This window comes from Bradyrhizobium yuanmingense (assembly GCF_029167105.1).
GTDB classification, from domain to species: domain Bacteria; phylum Pseudomonadota; class Alphaproteobacteria; order Rhizobiales; family Xanthobacteraceae; genus Bradyrhizobium; species Bradyrhizobium yuanmingense_A.
In genome coordinates this window covers 126,783-151,284 of sequence record NZ_JARFML010000013.1, presented here as the reverse complement: position 1 = coordinate 151,284, position 24,502 = coordinate 126,783, and the positions used below count along the sequence as shown (strand labels likewise).

The following is a 24,502-nucleotide window of genomic DNA, read 5'->3' as shown; positions in this document are numbered from 1 at the left end:
CAAGCCAAGCAGCTGACACCGAGGCTGGTCTGGCCAGCCTCGCTGTCGTTCGTCGCCTCAAATATGGTGCTCGGCGATGATCTGGCCGCTGCCAGATGACGGGAAGTAGGGACAAAGCAGCTCCGTTTCTCCCGTGTATGCGTCCCAACCGAGCAACCCGAACATCATGTGCGTGTCGGCCATCAGGGCCTCGCCATTGCACTTGGTCGAGTACTCCGGGAGCATGCGGACGAACTCCGCATAGCGTCGTTCCTTCCATAGATCGAGGACGCGCAAGTCGACCTGGCGGTTGAATTCGCTGCCGATCTGTTCCCACTGGCTGTCGCCGACCTGCTCGTTGGCAACGAGCTTGTGCGACATGGAGCCGGAGGCAAGGACGGCTACCTTGCGGTTCGAGGCGGCGATTGCGGAAGCGCAGGCCGCACCGAACTTGCGGTTCTCCTCCACGCTGGCGAAGATCGGCGCGGCAACCGAAAGGACGCGCGCCCAGCCGCCTTCGTTCATGTAGTGCATCGGCACGATGGTGCCGTACTCGAGCGGCAGCGTCTCCACCTTGTGTGCCAGGACCTGGAGACCGTGCTTCGTCGCTTCGGCTGCGATCGCGTCACCGAGCTCGGGGTCGCCGGGATAGTCGTAATTCATGTTCTGGATCATATGCGGCGCTTCATGACTGGTATAGACGCCGCGATGGCGCGCGTTTGCGTTCACGTGACACCCGAAATTCGAGATCCAATGGGTATCGAATACGAGGAACGTGTCCGCCTTCCTGTCGCGGGCGCGCCTGCCGATTTCGCGCAACGCCTGAATGGCCGCTGCTCGCTTTCCCTTCAGCGGTCCGTCGCGCTCCGAAATCATGATCGAAGGTACGTGCGCAATCTTGGCCGCCAATACGATGTCACCCATGGACGCCTCCTCTTTGAGTTGATCCAGTGATCGTATTTGTGTTGGCCGCTGCGATCCTTAATGCAGATCAAATGCAGGAGTGTCGAGCGCCGCTTGATCATTAAGCGCAGCTTATCGATTACAAAGAAACTATCGATTGTGAGGCCACGCCCTGCTCGAAAGACTGCATGATTGCGCGGGCGCGGTTACGGCCCCTTATATGCTATCGAGATGAGGTAATTCAGGTGAGGCAGGTGGTTTACAAATTGGCGGGAGCGGCACTGTTGTTGGCAGCAGTGACTTCACCGGCCGTGGCGCAGGATGCAGGCGGCTACGAGAAACAGAGCTACAACTATAGTGAATGGGCCAAGGGCCGCTTTTCAGAAGTGGTGACTGTGAAGAATCCGGGACGACTGTTGTTCCTGGGCGGTATCGGCGCGGAAGATGAGGCGGCAACCTCCGGCGGAGCGATCAAGCACGTTGGCGACTTCGGCGCACAATGCAGGTACGCGTGGGACAAGATCAAGCGTATCCTGGAGAAGCAGGGTGGTTCTTTGAACGATGTTATCAAGGTCACCACGTTTGTGACCGATATCAGGACCTTTCCAGAGGCAGGAAAGTGCCGGAGCGAAGTTTTCGCCGGATCGACCCAGCCAGCAGGTACGTTCGTCGCGGTCAGTCAGCTGGCCTGGCCAGGCATGATGATCGAGGTCGATGTGATCGCGGCGACCGCTAAATAGCTTTAGCTTGAAGCCTTGCTCGAAGATACAAGGCGCCGGGTCGAACCGTCGCCTTGTTGTCAATTCAGAGGGCTCCTGACAGTGCCCGCAGGTTTTGAGGCGAGCCGCCGTCAATCCTCAGCGCTGACCATCGTGCACCGAGATCTCGGACGCTGCCAGCCCGCCGATCCGCGCATGAGGCCTGCCACCGGTCGCCATCACCAGCCCGAAAGCGATCTCGTCACGTCTGGGCGCATCCCATAGCGTCATCTCCGCGGTGCCGAAATGGCTGCGCACATAGCACGCGTGGATGTGGCCCAGAGGGACCATGAGACGCGTGCCGGGCCCGCCGATTGTCTTTGCCGCCGGCACGATCGCCTTGGGCTGGCCGAGCACCTCGCGCATGCCCTGGCCGCCGGCTTCGTGCCAGACCGCGCCGTGCTCGAGCTCTCCGTCTTCGCCGACGATGATGCCCTTGCCGTAGGCTTCGACATGCGAGGCGCCTCCGAGCTGCGCGATCAGCCGGGTTGCAAGTTCGCGCCCGAGCTCACGCAAGGACGCCTGAAATGGCATCAGGTTGGGCTCGTAGCGACCGGCGAAGGGATTGCGGATGACCGCAATGGCCGTTCCGACCAACAGCGGCTTCTCCAGGCGAGGCCCGCGCTCATGCCAGATTGTTTCGACACCAAGCGCGGTCTTGCGAATATCGTAGGACATGCGCGGCTCTATGCTTCGTCGACGACCGGATTGCTGAGCACGCCGATGTTTTCGATCTCCACCTCGACCACGTCGCCAGGCTTGAGGAAGATCGGCGGCTTGCGGGTGAAGCCGACGCCGGCCGGCGTGCCGGTGGCGATGACGTCGCCGGGAACGAGGTCGAAGATGGTCGAGCAATATTCGATCAGCCGGGGGATCGAAAAGATCAGCATCGAGGTATCGGAGGACTGCACCACCGCGCCATTAACGCGTGTCTCGAGCTTTAGCTTGGCGGGATCGCCGATCTCGTCCGGCGTCACGAGCCACGGTCCGAACGGACCGGTGCCGACGAAGTTCTTGCCGGAGGCAATTTGCCCGGCATGGCGCTGCCAGTCGCGCACGCTGACGTCGTTGTAGATCGAGTAGCCGGCCACGTGATTCCAGGCATCGTCCTGGCTGATGTGGCGACCGCCCTTGCCGATGACGACGGCGAGCTCGCCCTCCCAGTCGAAGTTGTCGGAGACCTTCGGCCGTATCACCGGCGCGTTGTGGCCGACCTGCGAGCGCCAGACCCGCAGGAAGATCGGCGGAAACTCGGTGATCTCGCGCTTCATGCCGAAAGCCACCGCCTCGTTGTGGTGGTCGAGATAGTTGCGCACGGCGCAGACGATCTTTTCGGGCCGCGGGATCACCGGAAGGTATTTGACCTCCGCCAGCGCCATCCTCGGCTTGTGTTCGGCCACAATGGCCTCGCGGTGTGCGTAGTCGTTGCTGCCGAGGAAGTCGGCGAGCGTCGGATATTGGGGCAGGGCGCGGCCGAGATCGACCACGCCATTTTCGACGACGGCTCCCCAGCTTTCCCGATTTCCGTCCAAGAACGACAGCAGCTTCATGGCTTTACCCCAAAAGTTCGCGTTTTTCGATCTTGGCTATTATTTTCGAAAATAGGCGGAGACGCAAGCCTGACGCGAGCGAAAAATGCGGACGCGTCCTATTCGGTCTCGAGCAGGTGCCCGGCGTATTTCGCGACATTGTCCGCGGTGGAGCGGATATGCGTCTCGATCAGCTGCACGGCGAGATCGGCATTGCGCGATATGGCGGCTTGCATAATCGCCTGGTGCTCGCCGGCCTTGTCGCGGGGGCGTGGCCGGAAATTGGCCGACAGATGCCGGTATCGCTCGGCGCGGTCGAACAGTTCGGCGCGGATCGCCAGCAGGGTCGCAGAGCCGCAAGCGGAGACCAGCGCCTGGTGGAATTGCCGGTGGGCGATCTTCCATTCGGGATCGCGCAGCGGATGCTCTGGGTCACGCTGTTCGATCCGTTTCAGCCTGTGAAGCGTCGAGATGACGGCAATCTCCCAGTCGTCATCGCCCTTCTGGATTGCGCGGCGCATCAATTCCACTTCGATGAGGACCCGGGCGTCGGTGACTTCCACCAGATCCTGCCGGCTCACCGGCGCAACGCGAAATCCGCGCTGCTCCTGGGCGTCGACCAGGCCCTCGGCGGCGAGGGCGGTCAGCGCCTCGCGCAAAGTGGTGAAGCTCGCGCCGAAGCGCTCGCGCAAGACGTCGAACCTCAACGGCTCGCCGGGGGCCAGGCCGCAGGTCACGATCTCCTCGCGCAGCCGATGGGTGATGTCGGCGGCGATCGTCTTGCCGAATTCCTTGCGGGGCCGAATGGCGTTGTCAGGCATGGTCCTGCCCATGAATCGATGGCCCAAGATGCCGCGCCAATGAGTATCTTGCAATAATTTTCGTAACCGCTATTATTTTCGAAAATAGTGGTCCGAGGAGGGGGTATGAGCTCATGAGAGCGGTCCTGGTACGTCAACCGGGCGGGCCGGATGCCCTTGAATTGGTCGAGCTGCCAGTGCCCACGCCGGGTGTTGGGCAGGTTCAGATCCGTGCCGAAGCATTCGGCGTGGGGCAGCCCGACGCGCTGATCCGCCGCGGCGTTTACAAATGGATGCCGCCGCTGCCGGCCAATCCCGGCAATGATGTTGCCGGCCGCATTTCCGCACTCGGCTCTGGCGTTGAGGGGTTACAAGTCGGCCAGAAGGTCCTGCTGAGTGCACGTGACCTATCGCAGCGCGGCGGCTGTTATGCCGATTACGTCGTCGCTCCCGCCGACGCTGTTCATGTGCTTCCCGACAATGTCGATCTGCAAGCAGCGGTGTGCCTGTCGAATTATCAGGTGGCTTACGCACTCCTGCAGGAGTGCCGTCATCCGCGCGCGCCCGCGAGTGTCCTGGTGATCGGCGCGGCCGGCGGCGTTGGCACCGCACTGGTGCAACTGGCCAAGCTGGCACAGATGACCGTGATCGGTACGGTCTCCACCGACGAGAAGGCGGAGTTCGCGCGCCGTCACGGTGCCGACCACGTCATCTTCTACCGCAGCGAGGATGTCGTGGCGCGGACCCGCGAGCTAACCAAGGGCGCGGGCGTCGGTCTCGTTCTCGACCACGTCTGCGGATCCGAGTTTGCTTCCTACCTTGGTGTGCTCGGAAAATGGGGCACGCTGCTGTCGTACAACGCCTTCGCCGGACTGCCGGAAGAGAATCTGATGGCGGCGATGCGCAATCATCTCGACATCTGCCCGGCGGTGCGCTGCTTCTCATTTCACATTTACGACCATGATCGCGAAGGCCGTCGCGCGCTGATGCGCAACGTGATCGACGCCCTGAGCCACAATGCGATCAAGCCGGCGATCTCGGCGGTTCTGAAGCTGGAAGACGTCAGGCAAGCTCACACCTTGCTGGAGCAGGGCTCCGCGCTCGGCAAGATCATCATGACGCGTTGAGAGAGTGGACGAATACAATGACGACCCAGGCACCGATTGCTCGATTTACACGACTGAGACACGCCACCTTCGCCTCGCCGGATTCGGAGCGATTGCTCGACTATTACCGCGGCGTGATCGGTCTCGGTCTGGTCGCTCGCGATGGAGATCGCATTTTTCTTGCCAGCGATTCCGAGCAGCTTTCGCTCGTAATTGAGCCCGGTGAGGCGGCGTTGACGAGTATCGCGTTCGAGATCTCCCCTGAAGTCGAGATGGAGGCGCTGAGTGCGGCCCTGAAACGCGCTGATCTGCGTCCAGAACTGCGGAGTGATCCCCTGCCAGGGGTTTCCCGTCTGCTATCGTTCGTCGATCCTGAAGGAACGCGGTTCGAACTGCTTCAGGGCTGGACGCCGACGCCGGCGCAGGAGCGGATCGGCGCGCTCGCCGTCACCAAGCTGGGCCATGTCGCGCTTCGGACGCCCGACCCGCTGGCGACGTCGAACTTCTGTGCTGATGTCATGGGTTTGCGGGTCTCCGACTGGGTCGAGGACCGCTTCGTCTTCATGCGCAGCGGCTACGAACATCATACGCTGAACTTCGCCCGTGCGCCCGTGCGCAGCCTCCATCACCTCGCATTTGAACTACGCGGCCCGTCCCACATGCAGCAGGCCTGCGATCATCTCGCTCGCAATAAGCTCAACATTCTCTGGGGCCCCGTCCGTCACGGTCCGGGGCACAACACGGCCGTGTACCACCGCAATCCCGATGGGCATCTCGTCGAGCTGTTTCACGATCTCGATCGTATGATCGATGAGGAGCTCGGCTACTTCGATCCGCGCCCCTGGCATCGCGATCGTCCGCAGCGACCGAAAGTCTGGGTCGGGCTGCCGCGCGACGTCTGGGGTCTGCCGCCGTCACCCGAATGCGTCGAGTTCGCCCGCTAGGCGGCCGGCACTTTTCTTGAAGACCGCCGCTTCAACGCGGCCAACGAAACAAAGTCAAAGGGAGGATGCATCCATGCAATGGATGAGGCGGATTGCTGCGACCGGATTTCTGCTTTGCAGCGTCATTGCTGCTGGCCCCGCGCAATCGGCGGATAACTACCCGTCGCGGCCGATACGAATGCTTCATGGCTTCGCCGCTGGTGGCGCGGCCGATACGCTGTCGCGCATCGTTGCCGACGGGCTCTCCAAGAAGCTCGGGCAACCCGTCGTCGTCGAGGCCAAGCCGGGAGCGGGCGGCAACATCGCGGCGGACGCAATCGCCAGGGCTGAGCCCGACGGCTATACGATCGGCCTCGTCACGGGCGCCCATGCCATATCGGCGGCGACTTACAAAAGTCTGAGCTACCAGCCGGCCGAAAGCTTCGACATGATCTCGACGCTGGTCTACTACGCGCTGGTCATTGCGGTGCGTAACGACTATCCGGCCAAATCGCTCGGCGAATTGATTGCGATGGCAAAGCAGAAACCCGGCGCGCTCAGCTTCGGCTCGGTCGGTTTCGGCAGCACGCACCATCTCGCTGGAGAGCTGCTCAATGCGATGGCCGGCACCGAGATGGTGCACGTGCCTTACCGGGGGGATTCCCAATCCATTACTTCGCTGCTTGGTGGCGAGGTTCCGGTCATCATCGGCACGCCGGTCCTGCTCGCAGCGCAAATCCAGAGCGGAGCCGTTCGCGGGCTGGCCGTGACGTCGCCAACGCGGACCGCGCTTTTGCCGAATGTCCCGACGGTCGAGGAAGCCGGAGTCAAGGGATATGACGTGCGCACATGGGCGGGCCTTCTCGCTCCCAAGGGCACGCCGCCTGCCATTGTCGCCGCGCTCAACGCGGCCACGCTCGAGATCCTCAAGGACCCGGAGATCAAGCAGCGCCTGGAAACAGCCGTGGGAGGCGAAGTCCGTGGCAGCTCCCCAGAAGAGATGAAGAGGCTGATCCAGTCCGAAATCGCGAAGTGGTCGGGCGTGGTGGAGCGGGCGAAGATCCCCAAGATCTGATCCCGCGCGGCGGGGAAAAATCCCGGAACTAAACTAGCCGTCCAGGGCCGTTTCTCTTCTAAAAAGATCTGGCCAAGCCTTTGCGTTCGCTGGGTGACGGGCCAGCAGCGGGTGAAGGCCGCTTTGATTATCTGGACCTGCGCGGCGTTGAATGTCTCCGCGTCGCGGACGACTCGTTCATGCCGCTTCTCGTCTCCGGCAATACCAACGCGCCGACGAAGATGATCGGCGAACGAGCGGCGCGGTTCATCCTGGACAGGGAAACTGGCGCGTAGCTGGCCGAGAGATCAGTCCTTCACGTGGGGCGTTTGGCTTCCTGCGAGAGCATCGTGACAAAGGCGGTGACTTTCGGCGGCCGAAAGCGTGCGGCCGGATAGACGGCATGTATTCCGCCCGCCGGCAGCGTCCACCGTGGCAGAAGATGGATGAGCCGACGGGCCTTCAGGTGCCGTGCAACCAGGAAATCCGGTAGCACGGATAATCCTCCACCGGCGAGCGTCGCCGCGAGGACCGCGGGGGTCGTGTTGATGGCGATCGTCTGCCGCATTCGGACGGTCCGACTCTCGAAATCGCCCTTGGTGAAGCGCCAGACCAGTGGCTCGTTGAGCGCTCCATTGGCGATGAACGGCAGGGACGCGAACTCGTCGGGCTTGCTTATGTCCATCGAACCGGCGAGTGCTGGCGCAGCGACCAGAAGCTGCCGGAACGTTCCGATCCGCCGCGCCTGCAGGCTTGAATCGTTCAGCCAACCGACACGGATCGACACATCGATCTGATTGGCGACCAGGTCAATTTTCGCGTCCGACAGGATCAGGTCAACACTACAAGCCGGATATTTCCTGGCAAACGTGGCCGCGAGCGGAGCAATCATCGAAGTGCCGTAGTCGTTCGGGGCCGTGATACGCAGCACGCCCATGGGCGCCGCATTGGTCTGCGCGAGTTCGTCTACCGCGTCTTCGGCCTCGCGCAGGATCATAATGCAGCGGGCATGCAGCAGGCGGCCAGCCTCCGTCGGTTCGACCCTCCGCGTCGTTCGCAGCAGCAGCGCCGTTTTTAACTCCGCTTCAAGGCGAGCCACTTGCTGGCTGACGACAGTCTTGGTGATGCCAAGCCGCTCCGCGGCGCGCGTGAAGGAGCCAGCGTCGACCACGGCGGCGAAATAGGCGAGACGATTGAGATTGATGGTTTCCATGGCTGCATATTGTAAGTCATGAGTAAACAATATGTATTATTATACGCCATTTATCAATCAATGACATACCGCTAAATCCCGCTGCACATCACACGTGGCGGTGGAGCATGGTGCAGATCGACTATCTCTTCGACCCTCTCTGCGGCTGGTGCTACGGCGCTGGTCCCGCGCTGGAGCAACTGGCTGGGCTCGATAACGTCAGGCTGACGCTCGCGCCGACGGGGCTGTTTGCAGGGCAAGGGGCGCGGGCGATGGACCAGCACTTTGCGGCCTATGCCTGGCAGAACGACCAGCGCATCGCGCGGCTGACAGCCCAGCCTTTCACCGAAGCCTATCGAAACAACATCCTCGGCAAGGCCGGCGGCCTGTTCGATTCGGCGCCGGCGACGCTCGGCCTCGTTGCGGTCGGTCTCACCGAGCCTGCGCGCGAACTGGAGGCGCTAAAATTGTTGCAGCGTGCTCGCTACGTCGATGGTCGGGACAATTCGAGTCTTCAAGTCGTCGCCGACGTACTCGAGGAGGCGCAACTCCCCGAAGCGGCGCGTCGCGTTCGAACGCCCGACGAAGATCTGATGGCCGTCTATCGGAACCGCGTCGAAGCCGCCCGCGCTGACATGGCCCGATTCGGTATCGACGGCGTGCCGGCGCTGGTCGCCGGCATCGGCGGTGCGCGCCGGCTGTTGAGCAGCAGCCTGCTGTTCGGCCGGTTCGAACTCCTCGCCTCACAGCTACGCGCAGCCTGATCGGTCGATATCCCGTTCTTTGACTTTATCAACTTCGATGGAGAGACAAATGTTCTCGAGGAGACAACTCATGAAGACAACGCTTGCTGCCGGTGCCACCGCTGTGTTTGCTGCCGCCGATGTCGGCCATGCGGCTGACGCCAAGCTGGCATGGAAGCACTTTCCGGCTGGGCCCAACGGATTTTTCCGAGCACCTGTGCTGCTCGCGGGGGCGACGGAAGCGGTGCTGATCGACGGCGGCTTTTCCTATCCGGACGGACGCGCGCTCGCCGAGGCGATCAAGGCGACGGGCAAGAAGCTCACGACGATCTATGTCAGCCAGTCCGATCCCGATTACTACTTCAGCCTGAAGCCGGTGCGCGAAGCTTTTCCCAATGCCAGGGTGTTGGCGGCGTCTGCGACGCTTGCAGCCATCAAGGGCAACGTCGAGAAGAAGCTCGCGGTCTGGGGCCCTCAGCTTAAGGAAAACGGTCCGCAGACACTTGCCGATGTGGTTCTGCCCGAGCCGTTCGACGGAGCCTCGCTCACGGTTGACGGCGAAACGATCGAGATCGTCAACGCCGAAGGCCTCGCCAACCGCCGCTATCTCTTCGTTCCCTCCCTCAACGCCGTCTTCGGTGGCGTGATGATCTTTTCCGGCGTCCATGTCTGGACCGCCGATACACCCACCAAGGAGCAGCGCGCGGCCTGGGTTGCGAACCTCGACAAGATCGCAGCGCGCAAGCCATTGGTCGTTGTACCGGGTCACATGGGTCCCAGCGCCGCCATCGATCTGTCGGCCGTCGAGCACACCAGGAAGTATCTGCTCACGTTCGACGAGGAGCTTACCAAGGCCGCTGATGCGGCTGCACTGAAGGCCGCCATGGAAGCGCGCTTTCCGAATCTCGGCATGGGCGTTGCACTCGAGATCGGGTCCAAGGTCGCCAAGGGCGAGATGAAGTGGGGCTGAGGCGGTGGATCTGAACTGATCAACCTGCCGCCCGTCTCAGACGAGCTCGATGTCGGCTGGATAGCCGGCATCACTCAGCTTCTCAAAGAAGGCTCCGGTCAGGATGTGCCGGGGCTCCGGCAATCCCCCTGGTGTTCCCCAGGCGCAGCCGGTGCTCCGACATGCTTTCATGTCGTAGACGAAGGCAGCGGCGAGGTCGATCAAGATCTCCCGCCAGGTGACGACATAGACGTCATCACGGATCTTCCAATAGCTTGCTTCGTCCGTCCCGCAATCGCCCCTGCGCATGCCCTTCAGGCACTGATAGGAGTACCAGCGCGTGTTCAGGTAGATGTGCTCGTAAACCGTATCCTCGCTGTAGCGGTAGATCGCTCGTGTTCCGATCAGATCGCGCGTCGGCTCGGGGGCAGGGGATTGCGTTGGGGAGCCGCGAAGCCGTCCCTTCGTGAACCGCTGGGTTACACGGGTTTTTCTCGCGAAGGGCTGAAGATCCTCGGCGAGTTGCGATACGATGAACAAGACATGATGAGTGCTCAGGTCCAGGACAATGGCCATCGTCTCACGCGTGCGCGGGGGTAGCATCGCCACGATGAGAAGGACGTCCGGCGCGGCCTCGACCACATCGACAGGGCACAGGCCGCTTTTATCCAGCGCGAGGCCAGGTAGCCCGCTCCATCGCAACATCCCATCGGCCAGGAATTCGAGCGCTGCCTTCTCGTCGGCTTCGAGCGATATTTCCAGGGTCTGCCCCACCAGGCGGTTCGTGCTGGCCTGGCGATTGACCGAGAGCCCGCTCGCCACGGCACCAGAGGACGGCGGAGCTCCGGATGCCGTGCGACCGCCGGCCGCGGCGTCGCGCGGAAAACTTTCGCCGACGAGACGCTCCGATAAGGCCCAGACGGCCTCGGCGTGGACTTGATCGAGGGCCCACGGCATGATCCCGTTCGGCAGGCGCGGATCCGGGTTCACCTCGGAGAAGCCGCAGTCTTCCAGAAAGCGGCCGCCTTGCCCGTCGAGCTCGGGATGAGCCAGCGCCCAGACCATCGTCGCAGCTCCGGCGGCCAGACTTTTGCGCGGAAGGTTGGAAACCTCGGGTTGGCGGGCACGTAGCGGCGCGAAATCGCCCTGAGTCAGGTGATGGTGAAGGTTGGTATCGGTAATGATTCCAGGCGCCACCGTGAACGCACGCACGCCTTGTTCGCGATGGCGCGCGTCGAAGGCCAGAGCGAACAGGGCGTTGGCCGATTTAGATTGACCATAGGCGTCCCAGCGGTCGTACGGTTTATGACGGAAGTTGGGGTCGTCGAGGTCGACATTGTGCAGCCGATGCGCGCCTGAGGTCATCACCACGAGACGCGATGGAGCCCGCGCCATGAGCAGCGGCGCCAGTCGATTGACGAGCAGGAAATGCCCGAGATGATTGGCCCCGAATTGCATCTCGAAGCCGTCAGACGTGAGGGCATGGTCGATCGCCATCACTCCTGCATTTGCGACGATCCCGTCGAGTCCGCTGTAGCCAGCTGCCACACCTTCCGTAAACCCCCGCACGCTCGCCAAGGAAGCGAGGTCGACTTGACGGATTTCGAGCCTGGCGTCAGGAATGGCCGACTTGATCGCAGCAGCGGCGGCCTCCCCCTTCTCGAGTGAGCGCACCGCCATGATGATGCTTGCGCCGCGTGATGCCAGGACGCGAGCGGTTTCCTGGCCGAGACCCGACGATGCACCGGTCACGAGATAGACCTTACCGGACAGGTCGATGTCGGCAAGGACCTCTTCGGCCGTCGTTTCGCGATTGAAGCCAAAAATCCCATTCATTGACGGGTTCCTCCTGGAGATGTCGCATGTCATCAGCGACCGGCGCGCCAGGGCGTGAGCGCGCGTTCGATAAAGCCGAGCAGGGTATTGTTGATGGCGCCGACGACGCCGAGCAGAATGATCCCGGCATAGAGATCGGTGCTGCGAAAGGAGCGTGCAGCCATCATGATGGTCGCGCCCAGGCCCTCTTGCGCCGTGATCATTTCGCCGACCACGGTGATGATCAGGCAGGCGGTCAGTGACAGCCGCATCCCTGCGATGGCGTCCGGTAGCGCGTTAGGCAGGCCGAATTTGATGGCGAAGTCGAGCGGTCCAATGCCGAGAGTCCTGGCAACCTCCCGCAGGCGCGGATCAATCGCACTGAAGCCATGAATGGTCGGCAACAATACAGGCCAGACCGCACCAAAGGCGATGATGCCGAGCAGCATGCCCGGCTGAAGGCCGAACAAGGCGATGCCGACGGGCAGAAGCGTTGAAGCCGGGAGCGGACGCAGCAGCTCTAGCGTTGGCATCAGCCAGTAGCGTGCGCGCGGCGACAGGCCGATCAGGGCGCCGAGAAGGATGCCACCGAGCGAGGCCAGCATCCAGCCAAAAATCATCCGCTCGATGGTGGCGACCGTGAGAGCAAGGAGATCGCCCCGGGTCAGACCCTGCCAGAGATTGCTGAAGGTCGACGAGGGCGACGGCAGGAAGATAGGCTTTACCAGGCCGCTCGTTGTCGTCACCTGCCACAGCAGAAAGATCGAGAACGTCACGAGGACCGATCCAGCCCGCAGAGAAGGGTTGCTCATGCAACGTCTCCATAGGCGGCGCCGAACAGGCGATGATGCAGAGCGACCAGGCCGGCATTGAGCAGCCAGCCGAGGATAGCGAGCCAAATCAGGAACGCGTACATCACCTCGGGACGCAAGCTCAGGCCTGCCGAAATGATCGCATAGCCGAGCCCGAACGGGTTAGCCGCGATCTCGGTCGTCACCGCGACGATCAGGGCGATCCCCAGCGTCAGCCGTACCGCGGTGAATATTCTCGGAAGTGCCGCCGGAAGCGCTATCTTCGTGATCCGTTGCCGATATGGCAAACCAAGCATCCGGGCGACTTCGAGAAGGCGGGGCTCGACGCTCACGACCGCGTCGCGGCTCAGCAGCAGCATCGGCCAGAAGCACGTGAAGGCAATGATCGCGGCCTCCATCCGGATGCCGAGGCCGTAAATCAGCATCGTCAGGGGAATGACGGCAACCGGCGGGATCGGGCGGAACAGCTCGATGGATAAGGAGGCGAGTTGTGCCGCTCGAGGGGACAGGCCAAGCCATACGCCGAGCAACAGACCCAACATTCCCCCGGCGGGAACGCCGATGGCGATCGCGCCGATCGTCTCGGCTGTGCGGACGAAGATCTCGCCGTCGCCAATGGCGGCTACCAGAGCGGCTGCAATCTGGGTTGGCAGCGCGAGGCCGTCGCTCTGAATGCCGGAGGCGCGCATCGCGATCTCGATACCGCCGAGGAGACCGAGCGGCACCAGCCAAGCCGGAAGAGCGTACAGCAGGAACTCAATGTGACTTCTGGACATGGTCGAACAGTACGTGGCGAAGCCGAAGGAATTCCGGATGCTCGCGCGTTTGCAATTGATCGCGCGGCCTTGCCAATCCGACGTCGATGACGTCGGCCAGGCGGCCCGGATTGGCTTCGAGTGCAAACACGCGATCGCCGAGATAGATCGCCTCATCGAGATCATGCGTGACGAAGAGCGCGGTTGCTCCGCTGTCGCTGACGAGCCCCGCGATCTCGTCCTGGAGGGCCTGTCGGGTGAGTGCGTCGAGCGCGCCGAACGGCTCATCCATCAGAAGAATGCGCGGCTCCTGGGCCAGACAGCGCGCGATCTGCACACGCTGCTGCATGCCGCCGGACAATTGAGCGGGATATTTGTCTCCGTGCCCGCTGAGGCCGACCTTGTCGAGCAGGGCGTCGATGCGTTCGGCGCGCTCTTGGCGCGGGGTACCCATTGCTTCCAGGGCGAGACCCACGTTTCCCGCCGCCGTCCGCCAGGGCAGGAGCGCGCGCCCATAATCCTGAAACACGATCGCAACCTCGCGCGACGGACCGTCCACCGCGTTTCCGAGGCGTCGAACCTCGCCTCGGCTGGGCGACAGCAGCCCGGTTACCAGTCGCAGCAACGTCGTCTTGCCGCAGCCGGATGGCCCGACCACGCAGGCGAATTCGCCTTGCGCGACCGCGAATGAGAGCCCTTCGAGGATGCACTTGCCGCCGAATTCGAGGCGGATGTCGTCGAATGCAATGGCAGGGGCTGCGCTGGCCTCATCGACCGGCGCAAGGAGAGGGCTGACGTGATTCATTTCCGAAAGAGCGCGTCGGGTGACTTGAAGTTCCGCAGCATGTCCTGCTTCTCCATCATGTCGACCCAAAGCTGGACCTGCTGCGGTGTGACGTTCGTGTCCAGCTTGTTGATGGTCAGCGTCTTCAGCACCTCCGGCGGCATCTTCACGTACTTGCCGAAAATCTCGAGGGTGGCAGGCAAGTCGCCTTGCTCAAAGGCAACCGCCTTGTCCATGGCGAGCTTGAAACCGGTGGCCGCCTGACGATGCGCGTCGGCCCACGCTCTGCTGCTGGCATAGACGAAGGGCGGCAGGCGATCGGGCAGATCGGCGGCGATATGGAAGACCTTGCCGCCGATCCCGGGCGCGGCCGCGCGCTGCAGGAAGGGATTTGTCGAGAGCACGGCGTCCACCGTACGTGCCTTCAGGAGATCGGCGAGTTGCGGAAACGTGCTTTCGACGAACGTGATCTTGCGCCAGTCGACGCCTTTCCGGCGAAACCATTCGCGGGCCATGATGTGGAAGAAGGTCCCCAGCCCCGGAGTCCCGATCTTCTTGCCGATGAAATCCTCCGGCTTCTCGATGCCGGAATTTGCACCAGCGACGATCCCGTAATTGGTGTCGTCGACCGAAGCGATCGCGCCGCCCGAAACGACGACGAGATCGAGGCCGCTGTCGGTCACCTGAATGAGGGACGCCGTGCTCAGCGCCGCGACCTGAAGCGAGTCGGACTGAAGCGCCGCCGGCATCGATTGTCCGCCCGGAATGATCCTGATCGTCGCCTCGATGCCCTGGTCTTTGAAGTAGCCCTTCTCGACCGCAATCATCGGCAGTACGAATTCGGGTACGGGCGGAACGCCGATGGTAACCTTGGTTTGCGCTGCGGCGATGCTGGCAAGCGCAAATTGAACAGCGATTACCGCCAATGCGGCTCTGGAGAGAATAGAAAGGGTGTTTCGCATCGACATCTGCTTTTCCCGGAGATGCCGGCACGATATCAGGGCGCGACAGGCCGACCATCTCCCCAAGATTGGGGAGGGGACTCCGCGTTGGTAATTTGAACAGGTCGAAAAGGGCTATCGAGGCCCGGGCGTGCGAGGTGCTCAATGCCTCGTGCGGCGATGGGGATGGGGGTGGGGAGTTGTGTCTGCACTGTGGAGCAGAGACGCAAGCTGAGTGCGATTGCGAACTCCAAGTTTCGCGAAGGTATTGTCCAGATGCGTCCTCACCGTGGCAAAACTCACGTTGAGACGTCGAGCGATTTGCTTGTCGGGGAGGCCTCGCGCGGCCAGCTCGGCCACGGCCGCCTCGCGCGGCGATAATTTGGCCGGCTCTCTCGCCGGTGTTGCGGGCGTCCCGGAGAGGGCGGTGCGTTTCAAGGCCTGGGTAAACCCAGGTTCGATCAACCTGAGAAGTTCGACCTCCGTATGGCCGAAGTCGGGCCGCCCGTTCCGCCGCCAGATTCTGATGTCGCCGATGCTGTCAGCACCGTCAAACGCAAAAAGATTAATCCCGTAGTAGTGCCCGAACGGGCGAAGGAATTCGTTGTAGATTTCCGTCCGCATCAGCTCGCGGTGTGAAATGAGCGCGCTGACGGGATGGACACCCCGAAGCAGCCAGTGCGGCAGTCGCTCCTTGTGGCGGTGCTGAAAATAGCGCTCGTATGTCTGAACACACGCTGCGTCCAGATTGACGGAGACGCCGAACTCGAAGGCCTGTCTTTGCGCATTCCACGCGTAGGACGCGTAGAAATCGGCGTCGAGCAGCTCCAGAAGCAACGGCCCGATAACGGTCCTCAGCTCCTGGCCGGTTCCATGCTCGGCCGAAAGCAGACCGATGACACCGGACAAAATACGCTGCTTTCTTGTGTTGATTTGCACCGGGGCTCCTCCCCCACCAAGAATAAGTCAGCGCTAATTCGACTGTCCAGCATCCGAAAAAGAAAAGCGCAATGTCCGGGTTTAATTGGAGAATGCCGCAACGAGATCTCAGTCGAATGGGTGAAACGTCCGCAAACAAAGCTGGACAAGGCCGCCGGCCGTTACATCAAGAAATGTCAACAACTTAGAAGATGTTCACTGGTGCCGTGGATGCATCGGATTCCTCGGTTGGATCGCAACTTGAACGAGTCGGTCTCGGTGGCTGCGCCGCCAGGATTTGAGCCTGCTTGCACTCCAATTTTGGCCGGCGAGGAATTGCGCACGAACGGGGGCCCTTGAGAACCACGGGCCGGCTTCGCGAGTTAGGCCGCCCTTCGATAGGATATTCCATGGTGAGCCGTCAGGAAACGACCGGGTTAAGGTTGTCAGCAAGCGCGCCAACCAGGGACCCATGGACTTCCCGTCGTCGCTGCGTGTCTTCGGCCAAGAATACCTGGCGAACAGATTTTGGGGAAGATCCAAACCAACGGTGACATGCCCTGGTAAAAGCTGACGTGTCGTTGAACTGAAGGCGTTCGGCGACTTGCGACAGAGACAGCGTGGTTTGTCGCAAATAATCGGACGTCAGGCCGCGGCGAATATCGTCCAGTATGGCATCGAAGCACGTGTTTTCGGCTCGCAGACGGCGCTGTAGAGTTCTCACCGTTATGCAAAGTTCAGCCGCGACGTCCGCCTGGTTGACCGGTTCGGAGCCGATCATGCGAGAAATAATGCGCCGCACGTCGAATGTGGTGCTGGCCGCTCGAGAACCTTGCCGCGTTTGCAGGAAGTGCAGCGAAATGTCGCTCAAGACGTCGCTTCTCGTCTGATTTGGCCTATCGAGGTCGCGTGCGGAGAAAACGAATCCGACGCGCGGCATTCCGAACTTTGGTGTTACCCCAAATAGTTGACGATAGGCCGAAAGGCTTGCGGTGGGCAAATGCTTGAACCACACTTCCTTGCAAACGCTCCCATTGCCGCCCGACATCGCTTTTGCAAATCCGTAGCCGTACGGAGTGGTTTGGTCCGTGGAGCCGGCAGCATCTTTGAGCGGACACTCAGGTAGCGCCCGGGTCATCAACGGGAGCGCGCACTCGCCGTGGAGGGTGGCTTCCTTGACATGCATGTGCACGCAGAAGGCGCAGCCGTTGAGCTGCGAGGCGCGCACGGTCTCGTGTTTCATCGAGGTCGAGCTCCAAGAGGAATTTGGGTGAGCGGGCCGCGCTCCGGCGCTGGTAACGCGGCCCGTACCGAATGAAGCGCTTACGAGGCGCCTCTCGATCGAACTGCGCGATCAGTAGTCCCAGAAGACCGGCGCCCAGCGAAAGGCGTCGCCGTCGACTGCCACATGTCCGACGGACGGGAACGGCAGGTGAGTGGCCACCAGCAGTCCACCGGTCTCAGCCAGTTCCCGCAAAAGACTGATACGAACGCGGGCCGACTCCTCGGGATCGTGTTCGAAGCCGTTGTACCAGTCGGGGTGCTCGAACCCGACCGCGAACACGAGGTCGCCGGCGAACGTCAGCCGGTCGCCGCCGGACGCCACGCGGACCACGCTGTGCCCGGGGGTGTGGCCACCGGTGCGAGTGACGACCACTCCCGGTGCCAGCTCGTACTCCTCCTCGAACGGCAGTAGCTGGCTGCGGTACTCTTTCACGAACCGCTTGGCCGTCGATCGAAGCGCATCCGGGAAGCCCGGCGGCATGGAGACGTGGGAGAAATCGGGCGCCTCCCAGAACTTGACCTCGGCGGCCGCCACGTGGATCCGCAGGTCCGGACGTAGCTGTTCCTTGACCCCTTCGACGAGCAGCCCACCGATGTGGTCCATGTGCATGTGGGTCAGCACCACGTCGGTCACGGACGCAAGATCGATGCCGGCGGCCTTCAGTCGCTTGATCAATTGCCCGGCGCGCGGCAAGTGCAAGTCCGGGTCGAGCCCCAGCCCAGCATCGACGAGTATGGTCCGGTCGCCGCTACGCACCACGACCACATTCAGCGCCCAATCGTAAGCGTCGGGCGGCAGGAACATGTCTTTCAGCCAGGTTGCCCGGAAGGTAGGGTCCACGTTGTGTGCCAACATTGCGGTTGGGAGCGGTAGCACGCCGTCGCTGACGACCAGCACGTCAATGTCGCCGACCTGCACCGCGTAGCGCGACGGAACCAATTCGTTGGACCCCGGTCCACTGCGGTGTGAGGTGTTGGCAAGGCTCGTGTCTACGTCCATGTTCGATCTCCTGTTTCATGTTCAAGGCTACTGGCTGGTCTCGGTTGAGCTGGCCGCGCAGCCAGCGAGAAGCGCGGCCCATTTCGCGTGAAGCATCTAGAAGAAGCCACTCACGTCAGTCACACGCTCCGGATCGGCAGCGGCCAGCGCGGCGGCACGCTGGGGCCGCGGCGGATAGATCCAGACGGTGTTGATCTCCTGCTTGGTCTTCTTGGCGACCTCGCCGACCATCGCCACTTTGCGTTCCCAGCCAACGGTGAACAGCGCACCGGCTTCGCCGAGGTCGAGGCAGGTGACGTAGCCCTTCTGGTGATAGGGCTTGGTCGGAACGCCCAGCAGTTCGGCGGCGGCGTTGTTGCCGGCAAAAGCGCCCATTCGCGTGGCGTGCTGACACGACATCAGCGCGCAATTGCCGATATCGTCGCTTGCGGCCCGGGCGGCATCGCCGGTGGCGAAGACACCTGGCACTGATGGCACGCGCAAATCCCGGTCGACCAGTAGGCGGCCGAAATTGTCGCGCTCGGCCGGGATCTGCTGGGTCAACGGCGCCGCGCGAATGCCTGCCGCCCAGATCACGGTCTCGGCCTCGATGTGGTCGCCGTCGGAAAGCGTGACGCCGGATTCGTCGAGCGATGTAATGCCGGCGCCAAGCCGGGTCTCCACGCCGAGCTTGCGCAGGGCCTCCTCGATGACAGGGCGGGGGCCTTCGCCCATATCAGGTGCGATCGCCTTGTTGCGGTCGACGATGATGACGCGCGTCTTGGCGTCCTTGCCGAGGATTCCGCGCAGTCGCGAGGGCATCTCGGTGGCCGCCTCGATGCCGGTGAAACCGCCGCCGGCAACGACAACCGTGTCACGCCCGTTCGCCGCCGGCCGTTTCGCCAGGCCGTGCAAATGCTTGTCGAGGGCGATTGCATCATCGAGCGAGTCGACGCTAAATCCGTGCTCACTAAGGCCCGGAATGTTCGGACGGAATAGCCGGCTGCCGGTCGCCACCACCAGCCGGTCGTAGGAAAGGGTCTTCTTCGCACCCTTGGTGGCGACGATGCCCACCGTGCGGGATTTGGCGTCGATGGTTTCGGCGCTGCCTTGCACGTAAGTAACATCGACGGCCTTGAGCACATCCAGCAGCGGCGCAGTCAGGGTCTCGGGCTTCGGTTCGTACAGCCGCGGCCGGACCACCAACGTTGGCTCTGGCGCAACCAGCGCGATCTCGAGCTCCTCGGGCGAAACGCCCCGGATATCGCGCAGGCGGGCTGCGGAAAGTGCGGCGTACATGCCAGCGAAGCCGGCTCCTATGATAACAAGTCGCATGTGATCTACTCCTTTGGTTTGACTTTCTCGGTAGTGCGCCGCCGGCTTCTCTTTGGCGGCGAGCATCCCCCGATCGACGTCGACGCGAAGATGTGGACCGAAGACCGGCGGGCCTATGGTAGGCAGTTCGGTGCCGAAGACATCGGCATGGGGTTTTCACAAGCCGCGCGGCAGCCTCCGAAAGGGGATGCCCAGCCACGGTTAAGGGTCACGGGCAAAGCTGGGCTCGGGCCCCAGTTCTGGTAGGGGAGCTGGGCGCCTACTTTGGACATGATGGAAATCACGGGACTGGTCCGTTGCACGGCCTGCGCCGGAATTTCCACCTCCTCGCCCGCTGCTGAAGTGAAGCGAACTCCCAACGAAAGTCCGTACACGAGTGCGGTCACGAAGCCTTTTCGGCGTGAAGTGATTGCAAGCCGGTCGACCAAGTTCTTCCTGAGCATTTTGTCTCCGTCTGCTGGGGGCGTGGGGCACCCTCATGATCTAGCGGACCGAAGATGCGACTGCGCCAGAGCGATTGCTGTACCTGCAGAGCGATTGCTGCTAACGCGTGCGGCGTTGCCAAACGCTAGGGCTTTCGCCCAGCCCATCGCCGAACGCCACGGCGAGGGCGTACGAGACCTCGCAGCCGAGCTCCGCCGCCAGCGACAAAAAAACCATGCGTCGGCGACTTGCGGCATGTTCATGGTGATCGAGCGGTACTGTGGCGCAGCCGAACGGGCGGCGAGATCCCGGTGCTTTCCTTGAAGGCTCGGCAGAAGTGGAAGCTCGACAGGCCCGCCTCGCGAGTGAGACATCGGTATCGATGTCCGCGCAAGTGTTCGCCGGTGCGGCGGCATTGCCATCGGCGACAACGCGTCAATGACCGGCTGGATCGCGGTCCGCCGATTTCCCACTCACCGCTAGAACCGCAGTGATGCCGTGGGGGAAAGCCATGGACGTGGTCGGCCATAAGTGCGACTGCGTCGTGGACATTTCCCGCTGTGGGGAAAAGTTTGTTACGGTAGAACGAATGCCGTCAGCGCTTGTGACGTCTCCAGTCGCTTGGCGTTTCGCCGGTCAGTTTCTTGAATGCCGCGGCGAAGGCGGTCTGGGAGGAGTAGCCGAGGGCCGCCGCGATCGAGACGACGGATTCATCGCTATCGCGCAGCATGCTCATGGCCTGCTCGAGCCGGTACTGGCGCAGCCAGGCATGAGGCGAAAGCCCGGTGCTTTCCTTGAAGGCACGGCAGAAATGAAAGCGCGATAGACCGGCATCCGAAGCCAGCGCCGCGAGCGAGACGTCCGAATCGCTTTCCGAGCGCAAGCGTTCGGTGGCACGGAGCAGGACCTTCGGCGACAGCCCGCCCATTGTTGGCTGGATCGTCGTTGGCGAGCCGGTGTGCGCAGCCAGAAGACGCGTGGCCAGAAGGTCTATTAATTGGTGCCTGAACAGCGTATCCAGCGCCTCATTGCTCTCCAGGACATCCGTCGCGCTCAAGATCAATCGGGACGTAATGGGGTCGTGATGCGCCGTTCGCTCCACGAGGTCGATCGGTGTGGCGGTGTTGGCTTCGTCAGCAACGCGCTTGAGCACTGCGTGAGGAAGATAGAGCTGAACGACATCAACAGGTTTCGGAATATCCCATCGTGAGCTTGATCCTTCCGGAATGACTATCAATACTCCGGGCCGAAACGTTCCGATCGCAACCGATCTGCCTGTCCGGCGCTCCATGCGCTGCATCGAGCCGTTGTAAGCCATAATGACGTGATGGCTCATAGGCTCGACGACGTCGTGCAATGGCTCATGTTTCCAGTGAGCGATCGCGCTCCCGGAGGGGTCCAAAGCCATGCTGAGTGGTTTGGTGTGAAGCACGCGTGCCATCTCAACATCGGCAGGACGGCGGTCGGCAACCTGCAAATAACGCTGCTGCGCCCTGGGGGCGTCTGGCTGATTTTGTTGGTGCGAATGATCGCGCAAGATTGGCTGGCTCATGAACCTGTCCTAGCTTCGAGGAGCATCGTTGAGCGTTCGGCGCGCGTTCTAAGCGGGTACAGGCCCAGCGTCTTTCTCAAAACTCCCATGCTTTGCCTGATCCTGCTGTCGGCTGATGCTAGGTGCCCGCGCCGCGATTAAAGTCGCAATCAGCGCGGCGGACGGTGGCGGCTAGCTGCTGTCGAAATAGGCAATCGACGCCGGGAGCCGTCGTAAGCGGCAACGAATGGACAAAATCGCTGACGCGCTCGAGCAGACATCGAGCCTTTGTGTCACGAAACTGCCACGACGAAACTGGACGACCGTGCGCTAGCGTCAGATAATGGTTCGCGAAATCGCGTGCGGGCGATTGTCAGCCCAACTTCACTGAAAGAGTTATCCTATGACACAGGCGAGCGCCTTCGGCCGGAAGCTCGGGCAGTTTTTGCACCTGAAGGATGCGCCGCCCTCGCTGATAACGAGTTCACTGCGCGGGGTGGAGCTCGCAGTCACCGAAACCCGGGATGACAATCCAGTGCCGGGTCTTTCCGGTTCCTTTACCGCGGAGGATGCTTTCGTCGTCAGCCTCAAACTTCACGATTATCCCGACTGCGAACTCTGGGAAAATGGCAAGTGCGTGATGAAAGCGGATGTTCCCGCGGGAGCGACCTATCTGTACGATCTCAAGCGCGATCCGCGCTACGTGATCGACAAGCCGTTCCACTCCCTGTTTTTCTATTTGCCGCGCTCGGCGCTCGACGGCCTCACTGAGCAGGCCCGCATGCCGCGCGTCGGTCAGCTTGCCTGTGAACCCGGCGTAGGCCATGACGACACGGTCGTCCGTCATATCGGCGCGTCATTGCAACAAGCGCTGCGTCGGCCAGACGAGACGAACCAGCTTTTCATCGATCACATGATGCTCGCGCTCACCGCACACGTCGCCCAGGCCTACGGCGGGCTACGTCCCTGCACTGAACCGAATCGCGGCGGTCTTGCGCCGTGGCAAGTCAAGCGCGTCTGCGAAAGGCTGGAGTCCGATCTCGGCGGAAAGCTTTCGTTGCAGGAAATCGCGGCCGAGTTCGATCTTTCGATCAGCCACTTTTCGCGCGCGTTTCGCATCTCCACCGGCCTGCCGCCGCACCAGTGGCTGCTGCGCCAGCGTGTGAAGGCGGCCAAGCAACTGATGACGGTTCGCGACCTGTCGCTGTCGGAAATTGCAATATCGGCCGGGTTCGCCAATCAAAGCCACTTCACGAGGGTGTTTTCGTCTGTGGTCGGCGTCAGCCCGGGAACGTGGCGCCGCGAGGCGCAGGGTGCACCGGAAAGCGAGAAATGATCGGAGCCCCGGCAGAAGCCTTTTCGCTCAGCGACGCGTTGCCTGCGAGATAGCGTAAGCGGCGCGACGCACCGCAAACATCTCGTCCAACGGATGACCGATTCCTTCGGCCAGAGTTTCCGGTTGGAAGACGGGTTCGTCGCAGGCATCATTTTCTTCAACACCAGTGATCACAATCGTTCCCAGCCGTACCGCTTCGCGTCCGTCCTCATCGGGCCATCGGACCGTCACGTCCATGACCGGGTCGCCCGGACGGTCCAGCAGCGCCATCACACTGAACCTCATATCGCGAGCCGCGATCCGGGATTCGAGGTCGTGCAGCAGCTCGGTGGGTTTTGCGTTGGCTGCGGCCCCGCGCCTCGCCGCCTGTTCGCCGACTGGCGTGACCTTGAACTTGATGAACCTTGTCTCGCCTCTTGAGTTCGTCGCGGGAAACGCGTGCACGCCCCAATAGGTTGTTGAGGCAAAGCTTGCGGCAGGCGGATGCGCGGCGATGTAGCTCGCCTGATGCAGCGTCTCGGGATTGGCAACTGAAAATGTCTCGACCATTTCCACATCCGGCTTGCCGTCGGGTCCTGGAATACGTGCTCGAAGGAAAGCCAGCATCTGGTCGGGGGTCCTCGCGAAATGAACCGGGGCGCTCTGAGTTAAAATATCCGAGCGCTCGCCATCGCTGCCAAGCCGGAAGCTGAATCCGCGGAGCAACAGGTAGTTGGTGTCTGGGCCTTCCGCCACCGAGAAGCGCGCCAGGAGGCGCGAAGGCTTTGTGAAGCTACAGGATTTCGTGATCTCCTTCGCCTGGTCCGATGGCGTATAGGTGCCGCGAACGCATCGGCCATTGGCAAAGCTCGCACGTGACCTTGGCGGAAGACCGGCAACCGTCTTCATGGCGGCGACTATGGATGCGGAGCCGGCAAGGCCGCGGGGGAGCTTGGGCAGGACGGGACCTCGTGATCTAAAGTTAGTAAAGTTCTTGGGCAGGACAGCTTGGGAGTCTTTCCCGAATCCCTCCCGCCTTGTCCGTTTCTGCGACAAAGCTTGCCGACGGCAGCATCCCCGATGCGTACCGTTCGTCAAAGCTGATGCTTGGCCCGCCATTTCGGGCCAGGGCCACGCATGTAGTGCAGCTCGGGCCGGTAGGTATCGCGTACGTCCAAAAATAGGTTCTGAAGAATGCTGGCGATGTCGGACGCGGTCACGGCCGTCTTCGAGCGAAGAACAGACTTTGCGGACCAGCGTGCAGAAGCCGGTGCGATCGCACGAAGACTGACGACGTTTTTCCAGATCATCTTCTTTCTCCGTCCGGTTGGATGTCGGCCCATGATTTAGCGGATCGGATCTGCTGCTGCGCCAGAGCGATTGCCGTACCTACAGAGCGATTGCTGCCAATGCATGCGCCCGGCCAATCGGTCGGGCCTCCGGAGGTTCCGCGACACCTTCAGGTCACGGGCGATCTCCTTGATCGTCTTGCCCTTGATGAAGTGCTCGCGCCGGATCCGGGCAATCGTCTCCACGATTAGTATCCCCCACCACCTGCTTCGTTCCAAAGAAGGCAGCGCAACAGACCAATCTGTAGGGGGCAATTTTGGACGCCGATCCCCTGGTCTAGGAGGTCAATATTGCAGGCCGAATGACAGGTCAGAACCCGACAGG

Annotated in this window: 25 protein-coding genes and 1 pseudogene; 8 read left to right on the top strand and 18 right to left on the bottom strand. The window is 62.0% G+C overall.

The features are described 5' to 3' along the window. Positions 1-57 precede the first annotated feature (57 nt). Positions 58-903: a 3,4-dihydroxyphenylacetate 2,3-dioxygenase gene (gene hpaD / locus P0R31_RS18955; protein WP_275515469.1), complete on the bottom strand. Its 846-nt coding sequence runs from the start codon at positions 901-903 to the stop codon at positions 58-60. Between the two features lie 233 nt (positions 904-1,136). Between hpaD and P0R31_RS18950 the strand changes: the two genes are divergently transcribed. Further along, positions 1,137-1,622 carry a RidA family protein gene (locus tag P0R31_RS18950; RefSeq protein WP_275515467.1) on the top strand — a complete coding sequence of 162 codons (486 nt, stop codon included), beginning with the start codon at positions 1,137-1,139 and terminating at the stop codon, positions 1,620-1,622. A gap of 117 nt (positions 1,623-1,739) precedes the next feature. Here the strand turns inward: P0R31_RS18950 and P0R31_RS18945 are convergent, their stop codons facing one another. The 3 genes from P0R31_RS18945 to P0R31_RS18935 form a co-directional block, all read right to left on the bottom strand. Continuing rightward, positions 1,740-2,318 (bottom strand): amino acid synthesis family protein, encoded by a 579-nt coding sequence (locus P0R31_RS18945; RefSeq protein ID WP_275515466.1) that lies wholly within the window; start codon positions 2,316-2,318, stop codon positions 1,740-1,742. 8 nt (positions 2,319-2,326) lie between these two features. Continuing rightward, a complete protein-coding gene (locus P0R31_RS18940; protein ID WP_275515465.1) occupies positions 2,327-3,190 on the bottom strand; it encodes a fumarylacetoacetate hydrolase family protein in 864 nt (287 codons plus the stop codon). Between the two features lie 98 nt (positions 3,191-3,288). Next, positions 3,289-3,990, bottom strand: a complete 702-nt coding sequence (locus P0R31_RS18935) for a GntR family transcriptional regulator (protein WP_275515464.1) — start codon at positions 3,988-3,990, stop codon at positions 3,289-3,291. A 176-nt stretch (positions 3,991-4,166) separates the two neighbouring features. Here P0R31_RS18935 and P0R31_RS18930 point away from each other — a divergent pair, with 176 nt between their 5' ends. The 4 genes and pseudogenes from P0R31_RS18930 to P0R31_RS18915 all read left to right on the top strand — a co-directional run. After that, the gene (locus tag P0R31_RS18930) at positions 4,167-5,096 is read left to right on the top strand and encodes a zinc-dependent alcohol dehydrogenase family protein (protein ID WP_275515463.1); all 930 of its coding nucleotides are present in this window, start codon (positions 4,167-4,169) and stop codon (positions 5,094-5,096) included. Between the two features lie 92 nt (positions 5,097-5,188). After that, positions 5,189-6,019 (top strand): VOC family protein, encoded by an 831-nt coding sequence (locus P0R31_RS18925; RefSeq protein ID WP_275515461.1) that lies wholly within the window; start codon positions 5,189-5,191, stop codon positions 6,017-6,019. Positions 6,020-6,092: 73 nt separating this feature from the next. Next, complete coding sequence (locus P0R31_RS18920) at positions 6,093-7,073, top strand: tripartite tricarboxylate transporter substrate binding protein (RefSeq protein WP_343299328.1); 981 nt, start codon at positions 6,093-6,095, stop codon at positions 7,071-7,073. A gap of 131 nt (positions 7,074-7,204) precedes the next feature. Further along, a pseudogene (locus P0R31_RS18915) lies at positions 7,205-7,348 on the top strand (GMC oxidoreductase); the annotation flags it as partial. A 20-nt stretch (positions 7,349-7,368) separates the two neighbouring features. Here the strand turns inward: P0R31_RS18915 and P0R31_RS18910 are convergent. Further along, positions 7,369-8,265 (bottom strand): LysR family transcriptional regulator, encoded by an 897-nt coding sequence (locus tag P0R31_RS18910; protein WP_275515458.1) that lies wholly within the window; start codon positions 8,263-8,265, stop codon positions 7,369-7,371. Between the two features lie 110 nt (positions 8,266-8,375). Here P0R31_RS18910 and P0R31_RS18905 point away from each other — a divergent pair, with 110 nt between their 5' ends. Both P0R31_RS18905 and P0R31_RS18900 read left to right on the top strand, forming a co-directional pair. Next, positions 8,376-9,008 carry a DsbA family protein gene (locus tag P0R31_RS18905; protein WP_275515576.1) on the top strand — a complete coding sequence of 211 codons (633 nt, stop codon included), beginning with the start codon at positions 8,376-8,378 and terminating at the stop codon, positions 9,006-9,008. A 49-nt stretch (positions 9,009-9,057) separates the two neighbouring features. Next, positions 9,058-9,957, top strand: coding sequence for an MBL fold metallo-hydrolase (locus P0R31_RS18900; protein ID WP_275515456.1), 900 nt, complete (start codon positions 9,058-9,060; stop codon positions 9,955-9,957). Positions 9,958-9,993: 36 nt separating this feature from the next. Here P0R31_RS18900 and P0R31_RS18895 read toward each other — a convergent pair whose 3' ends face one another. From P0R31_RS18895 to P0R31_RS18850, 10 genes are all read right to left on the bottom strand, one after another. Beyond that, positions 9,994-11,772 carry an SDR family NAD(P)-dependent oxidoreductase gene (locus tag P0R31_RS18895; RefSeq protein WP_275515454.1) on the bottom strand — a complete coding sequence of 593 codons (1,779 nt, stop codon included), beginning with the start codon at positions 11,770-11,772 and terminating at the stop codon, positions 9,994-9,996. 32 nt (positions 11,773-11,804) lie between these two features. Then, entirely contained in the window at positions 11,805-12,563 is a 759-nt protein-coding gene (locus P0R31_RS18890) for an ABC transporter permease (RefSeq protein WP_275515453.1), read from the bottom strand. Then, entirely contained in the window at positions 12,560-13,252 is a 693-nt protein-coding gene (locus tag P0R31_RS18885) for an ABC transporter permease (RefSeq protein ID WP_275515452.1), read from the bottom strand. Before P0R31_RS18885 ends, P0R31_RS18890 begins: the two co-directional genes overlap by 4 nt. 67 nt (positions 13,253-13,319) lie before the next feature. Further along, complete coding sequence (locus tag P0R31_RS18880; protein ID WP_275515451.1) at positions 13,320-14,123, bottom strand: ABC transporter ATP-binding protein; 804 nt, start codon at positions 14,121-14,123, stop codon at positions 13,320-13,322. Next, a complete protein-coding gene (locus tag P0R31_RS18875; RefSeq protein WP_275515450.1) occupies positions 14,120-15,070 on the bottom strand; it encodes an ABC transporter substrate-binding protein in 951 nt (316 codons plus the stop codon). The genes P0R31_RS18880 and P0R31_RS18875 overlap by 4 nt, the downstream gene beginning before the upstream one ends. A gap of 135 nt (positions 15,071-15,205) precedes the next feature. After that, entirely contained in the window at positions 15,206-15,982 is a 777-nt protein-coding gene (locus P0R31_RS18870; protein ID WP_275515448.1) for a helix-turn-helix transcriptional regulator, read from the bottom strand. Positions 15,983-16,382: 400 nt separating this feature from the next. Next, positions 16,383-17,204, bottom strand: a complete 822-nt coding sequence (locus tag P0R31_RS18865; protein ID WP_275515447.1) for an AraC family transcriptional regulator — start codon at positions 17,202-17,204, stop codon at positions 16,383-16,385. Between the two features lie 111 nt (positions 17,205-17,315). After that, positions 17,316-18,245, bottom strand: coding sequence for an MBL fold metallo-hydrolase (locus P0R31_RS18860; protein WP_275515445.1), 930 nt, complete (start codon positions 18,243-18,245; stop codon positions 17,316-17,318). Between the two features lie 96 nt (positions 18,246-18,341). After that, the gene (locus P0R31_RS18855) at positions 18,342-19,559 is read right to left on the bottom strand and encodes an NAD(P)/FAD-dependent oxidoreductase (protein WP_275515443.1); all 1,218 of its coding nucleotides are present in this window, start codon (positions 19,557-19,559) and stop codon (positions 18,342-18,344) included. 1,018 nt (positions 19,560-20,577) lie between these two features. Next, complete coding sequence (locus tag P0R31_RS18850) at positions 20,578-21,534, bottom strand: helix-turn-helix transcriptional regulator (protein ID WP_430516842.1); 957 nt, start codon at positions 21,532-21,534, stop codon at positions 20,578-20,580. Between the two features lie 382 nt (positions 21,535-21,916). On the opposite strand from P0R31_RS18850, the gene P0R31_RS18845 reads away from it, so the two are divergent. Further along, positions 21,917-22,849 carry a helix-turn-helix domain-containing protein gene (locus P0R31_RS18845; protein ID WP_275515442.1) on the top strand — a complete coding sequence of 311 codons (933 nt, stop codon included), beginning with the start codon at positions 21,917-21,919 and terminating at the stop codon, positions 22,847-22,849. A 27-nt stretch (positions 22,850-22,876) separates the two neighbouring features. On the opposite strand, the gene P0R31_RS18840 is transcribed toward P0R31_RS18845, so the two are convergent. From P0R31_RS18840 to P0R31_RS18830, 3 genes are all read right to left on the bottom strand, one after another. Beyond that, positions 22,877-23,788: a catalase gene (locus tag P0R31_RS18840; protein WP_430516845.1), complete on the bottom strand. Its 912-nt coding sequence runs from the start codon at positions 23,786-23,788 to the stop codon at positions 22,877-22,879. Between the two features lie 134 nt (positions 23,789-23,922). Beyond that, positions 23,923-24,138, bottom strand: a complete 216-nt coding sequence (locus tag P0R31_RS18835; RefSeq protein WP_275515440.1) for a hypothetical protein — start codon at positions 24,136-24,138, stop codon at positions 23,923-23,925. A 36-nt stretch (positions 24,139-24,174) separates the two neighbouring features. Further along, a complete protein-coding gene (locus tag P0R31_RS18830; protein WP_275515593.1) occupies positions 24,175-24,363 on the bottom strand; it encodes a hypothetical protein in 189 nt (62 codons plus the stop codon). Positions 24,364-24,502 lie beyond the last annotated feature (139 nt).

Bases quoted from the DNA above. Each gene is read 5' to 3' on its own strand.
- P0R31_RS18890 (WP_275515453.1), bottom strand. From the start codon at position 12,563: ATGAGCAACCCTTCTCTGCGGGCTGGATCGGTCCTCGTGACGTTCTCG.
- P0R31_RS18900 (WP_275515456.1), top strand. From the start codon at position 9,058: ATGTTCTCGAGGAGACAACTCATGAAGACAACGCTTGCTGCCGGTGCC.
- P0R31_RS18880 (WP_275515451.1), bottom strand. From the start codon at position 14,123: ATGAATCACGTCAGCCCTCTCCTTGCGCCGGTCGATGAGGCCAGCGCA.
- P0R31_RS18875 (WP_275515450.1), bottom strand. From the start codon at position 15,070: ATGTCGATGCGAAACACCCTTTCTATTCTCTCCAGAGCCGCATTGGCG.
- P0R31_RS18935 (WP_275515464.1), bottom strand. From the start codon at position 3,990: ATGCCTGACAACGCCATTCGGCCCCGCAAGGAATTCGGCAAGACGATC.
- P0R31_RS18910 (WP_275515458.1), bottom strand. From the start codon at position 8,265: ATGGAAACCATCAATCTCAATCGTCTCGCCTATTTCGCCGCCGTGGTC.
- P0R31_RS18895 (WP_275515454.1), bottom strand. From the start codon at position 11,772: ATGAATGGGATTTTTGGCTTCAATCGCGAAACGACGGCCGAAGAGGTC.
- P0R31_RS18865 (WP_275515447.1), bottom strand. From the start codon at position 17,204: ATGAAACACGAGACCGTGCGCGCCTCGCAGCTCAACGGCTGCGCCTTC.
- P0R31_RS18920 (WP_343299328.1), top strand. From the start codon at position 6,093: ATGCAATGGATGAGGCGGATTGCTGCGACCGGATTTCTGCTTTGCAGC.
- P0R31_RS18860 (WP_275515445.1), bottom strand. From the start codon at position 18,245: ATGGACGTAGACACGAGCCTTGCCAACACCTCACACCGCAGTGGACCG.
- P0R31_RS18835 (WP_275515440.1), bottom strand. From the start codon at position 24,138: ATGATCTGGAAAAACGTCGTCAGTCTTCGTGCGATCGCACCGGCTTCT.
- P0R31_RS18945 (WP_275515466.1), bottom strand. From the start codon at position 2,318: ATGTCCTACGATATTCGCAAGACCGCGCTTGGTGTCGAAACAATCTGG.
- hpaD (WP_275515469.1), bottom strand. From the start codon at position 903: ATGGGTGACATCGTATTGGCGGCCAAGATTGCGCACGTACCTTCGATC.
- P0R31_RS18850 (WP_430516842.1), bottom strand. From the start codon at position 21,534: ATGAGCCAGCCAATCTTGCGCGATCATTCGCACCAACAAAATCAGCCA.
- P0R31_RS18845 (WP_275515442.1), top strand. From the start codon at position 21,917: ATGACACAGGCGAGCGCCTTCGGCCGGAAGCTCGGGCAGTTTTTGCAC.
- P0R31_RS18855 (WP_275515443.1), bottom strand. From the start codon at position 19,559: ATGCGACTTGTTATCATAGGAGCCGGCTTCGCTGGCATGTACGCCGCA.
- P0R31_RS18885 (WP_275515452.1), bottom strand. From the start codon at position 13,252: ATGCGCGCCTCCGGCATTCAGAGCGACGGCCTCGCGCTGCCAACCCAG.
- P0R31_RS18940 (WP_275515465.1), bottom strand. From the start codon at position 3,190: ATGAAGCTGCTGTCGTTCTTGGACGGAAATCGGGAAAGCTGGGGAGCC.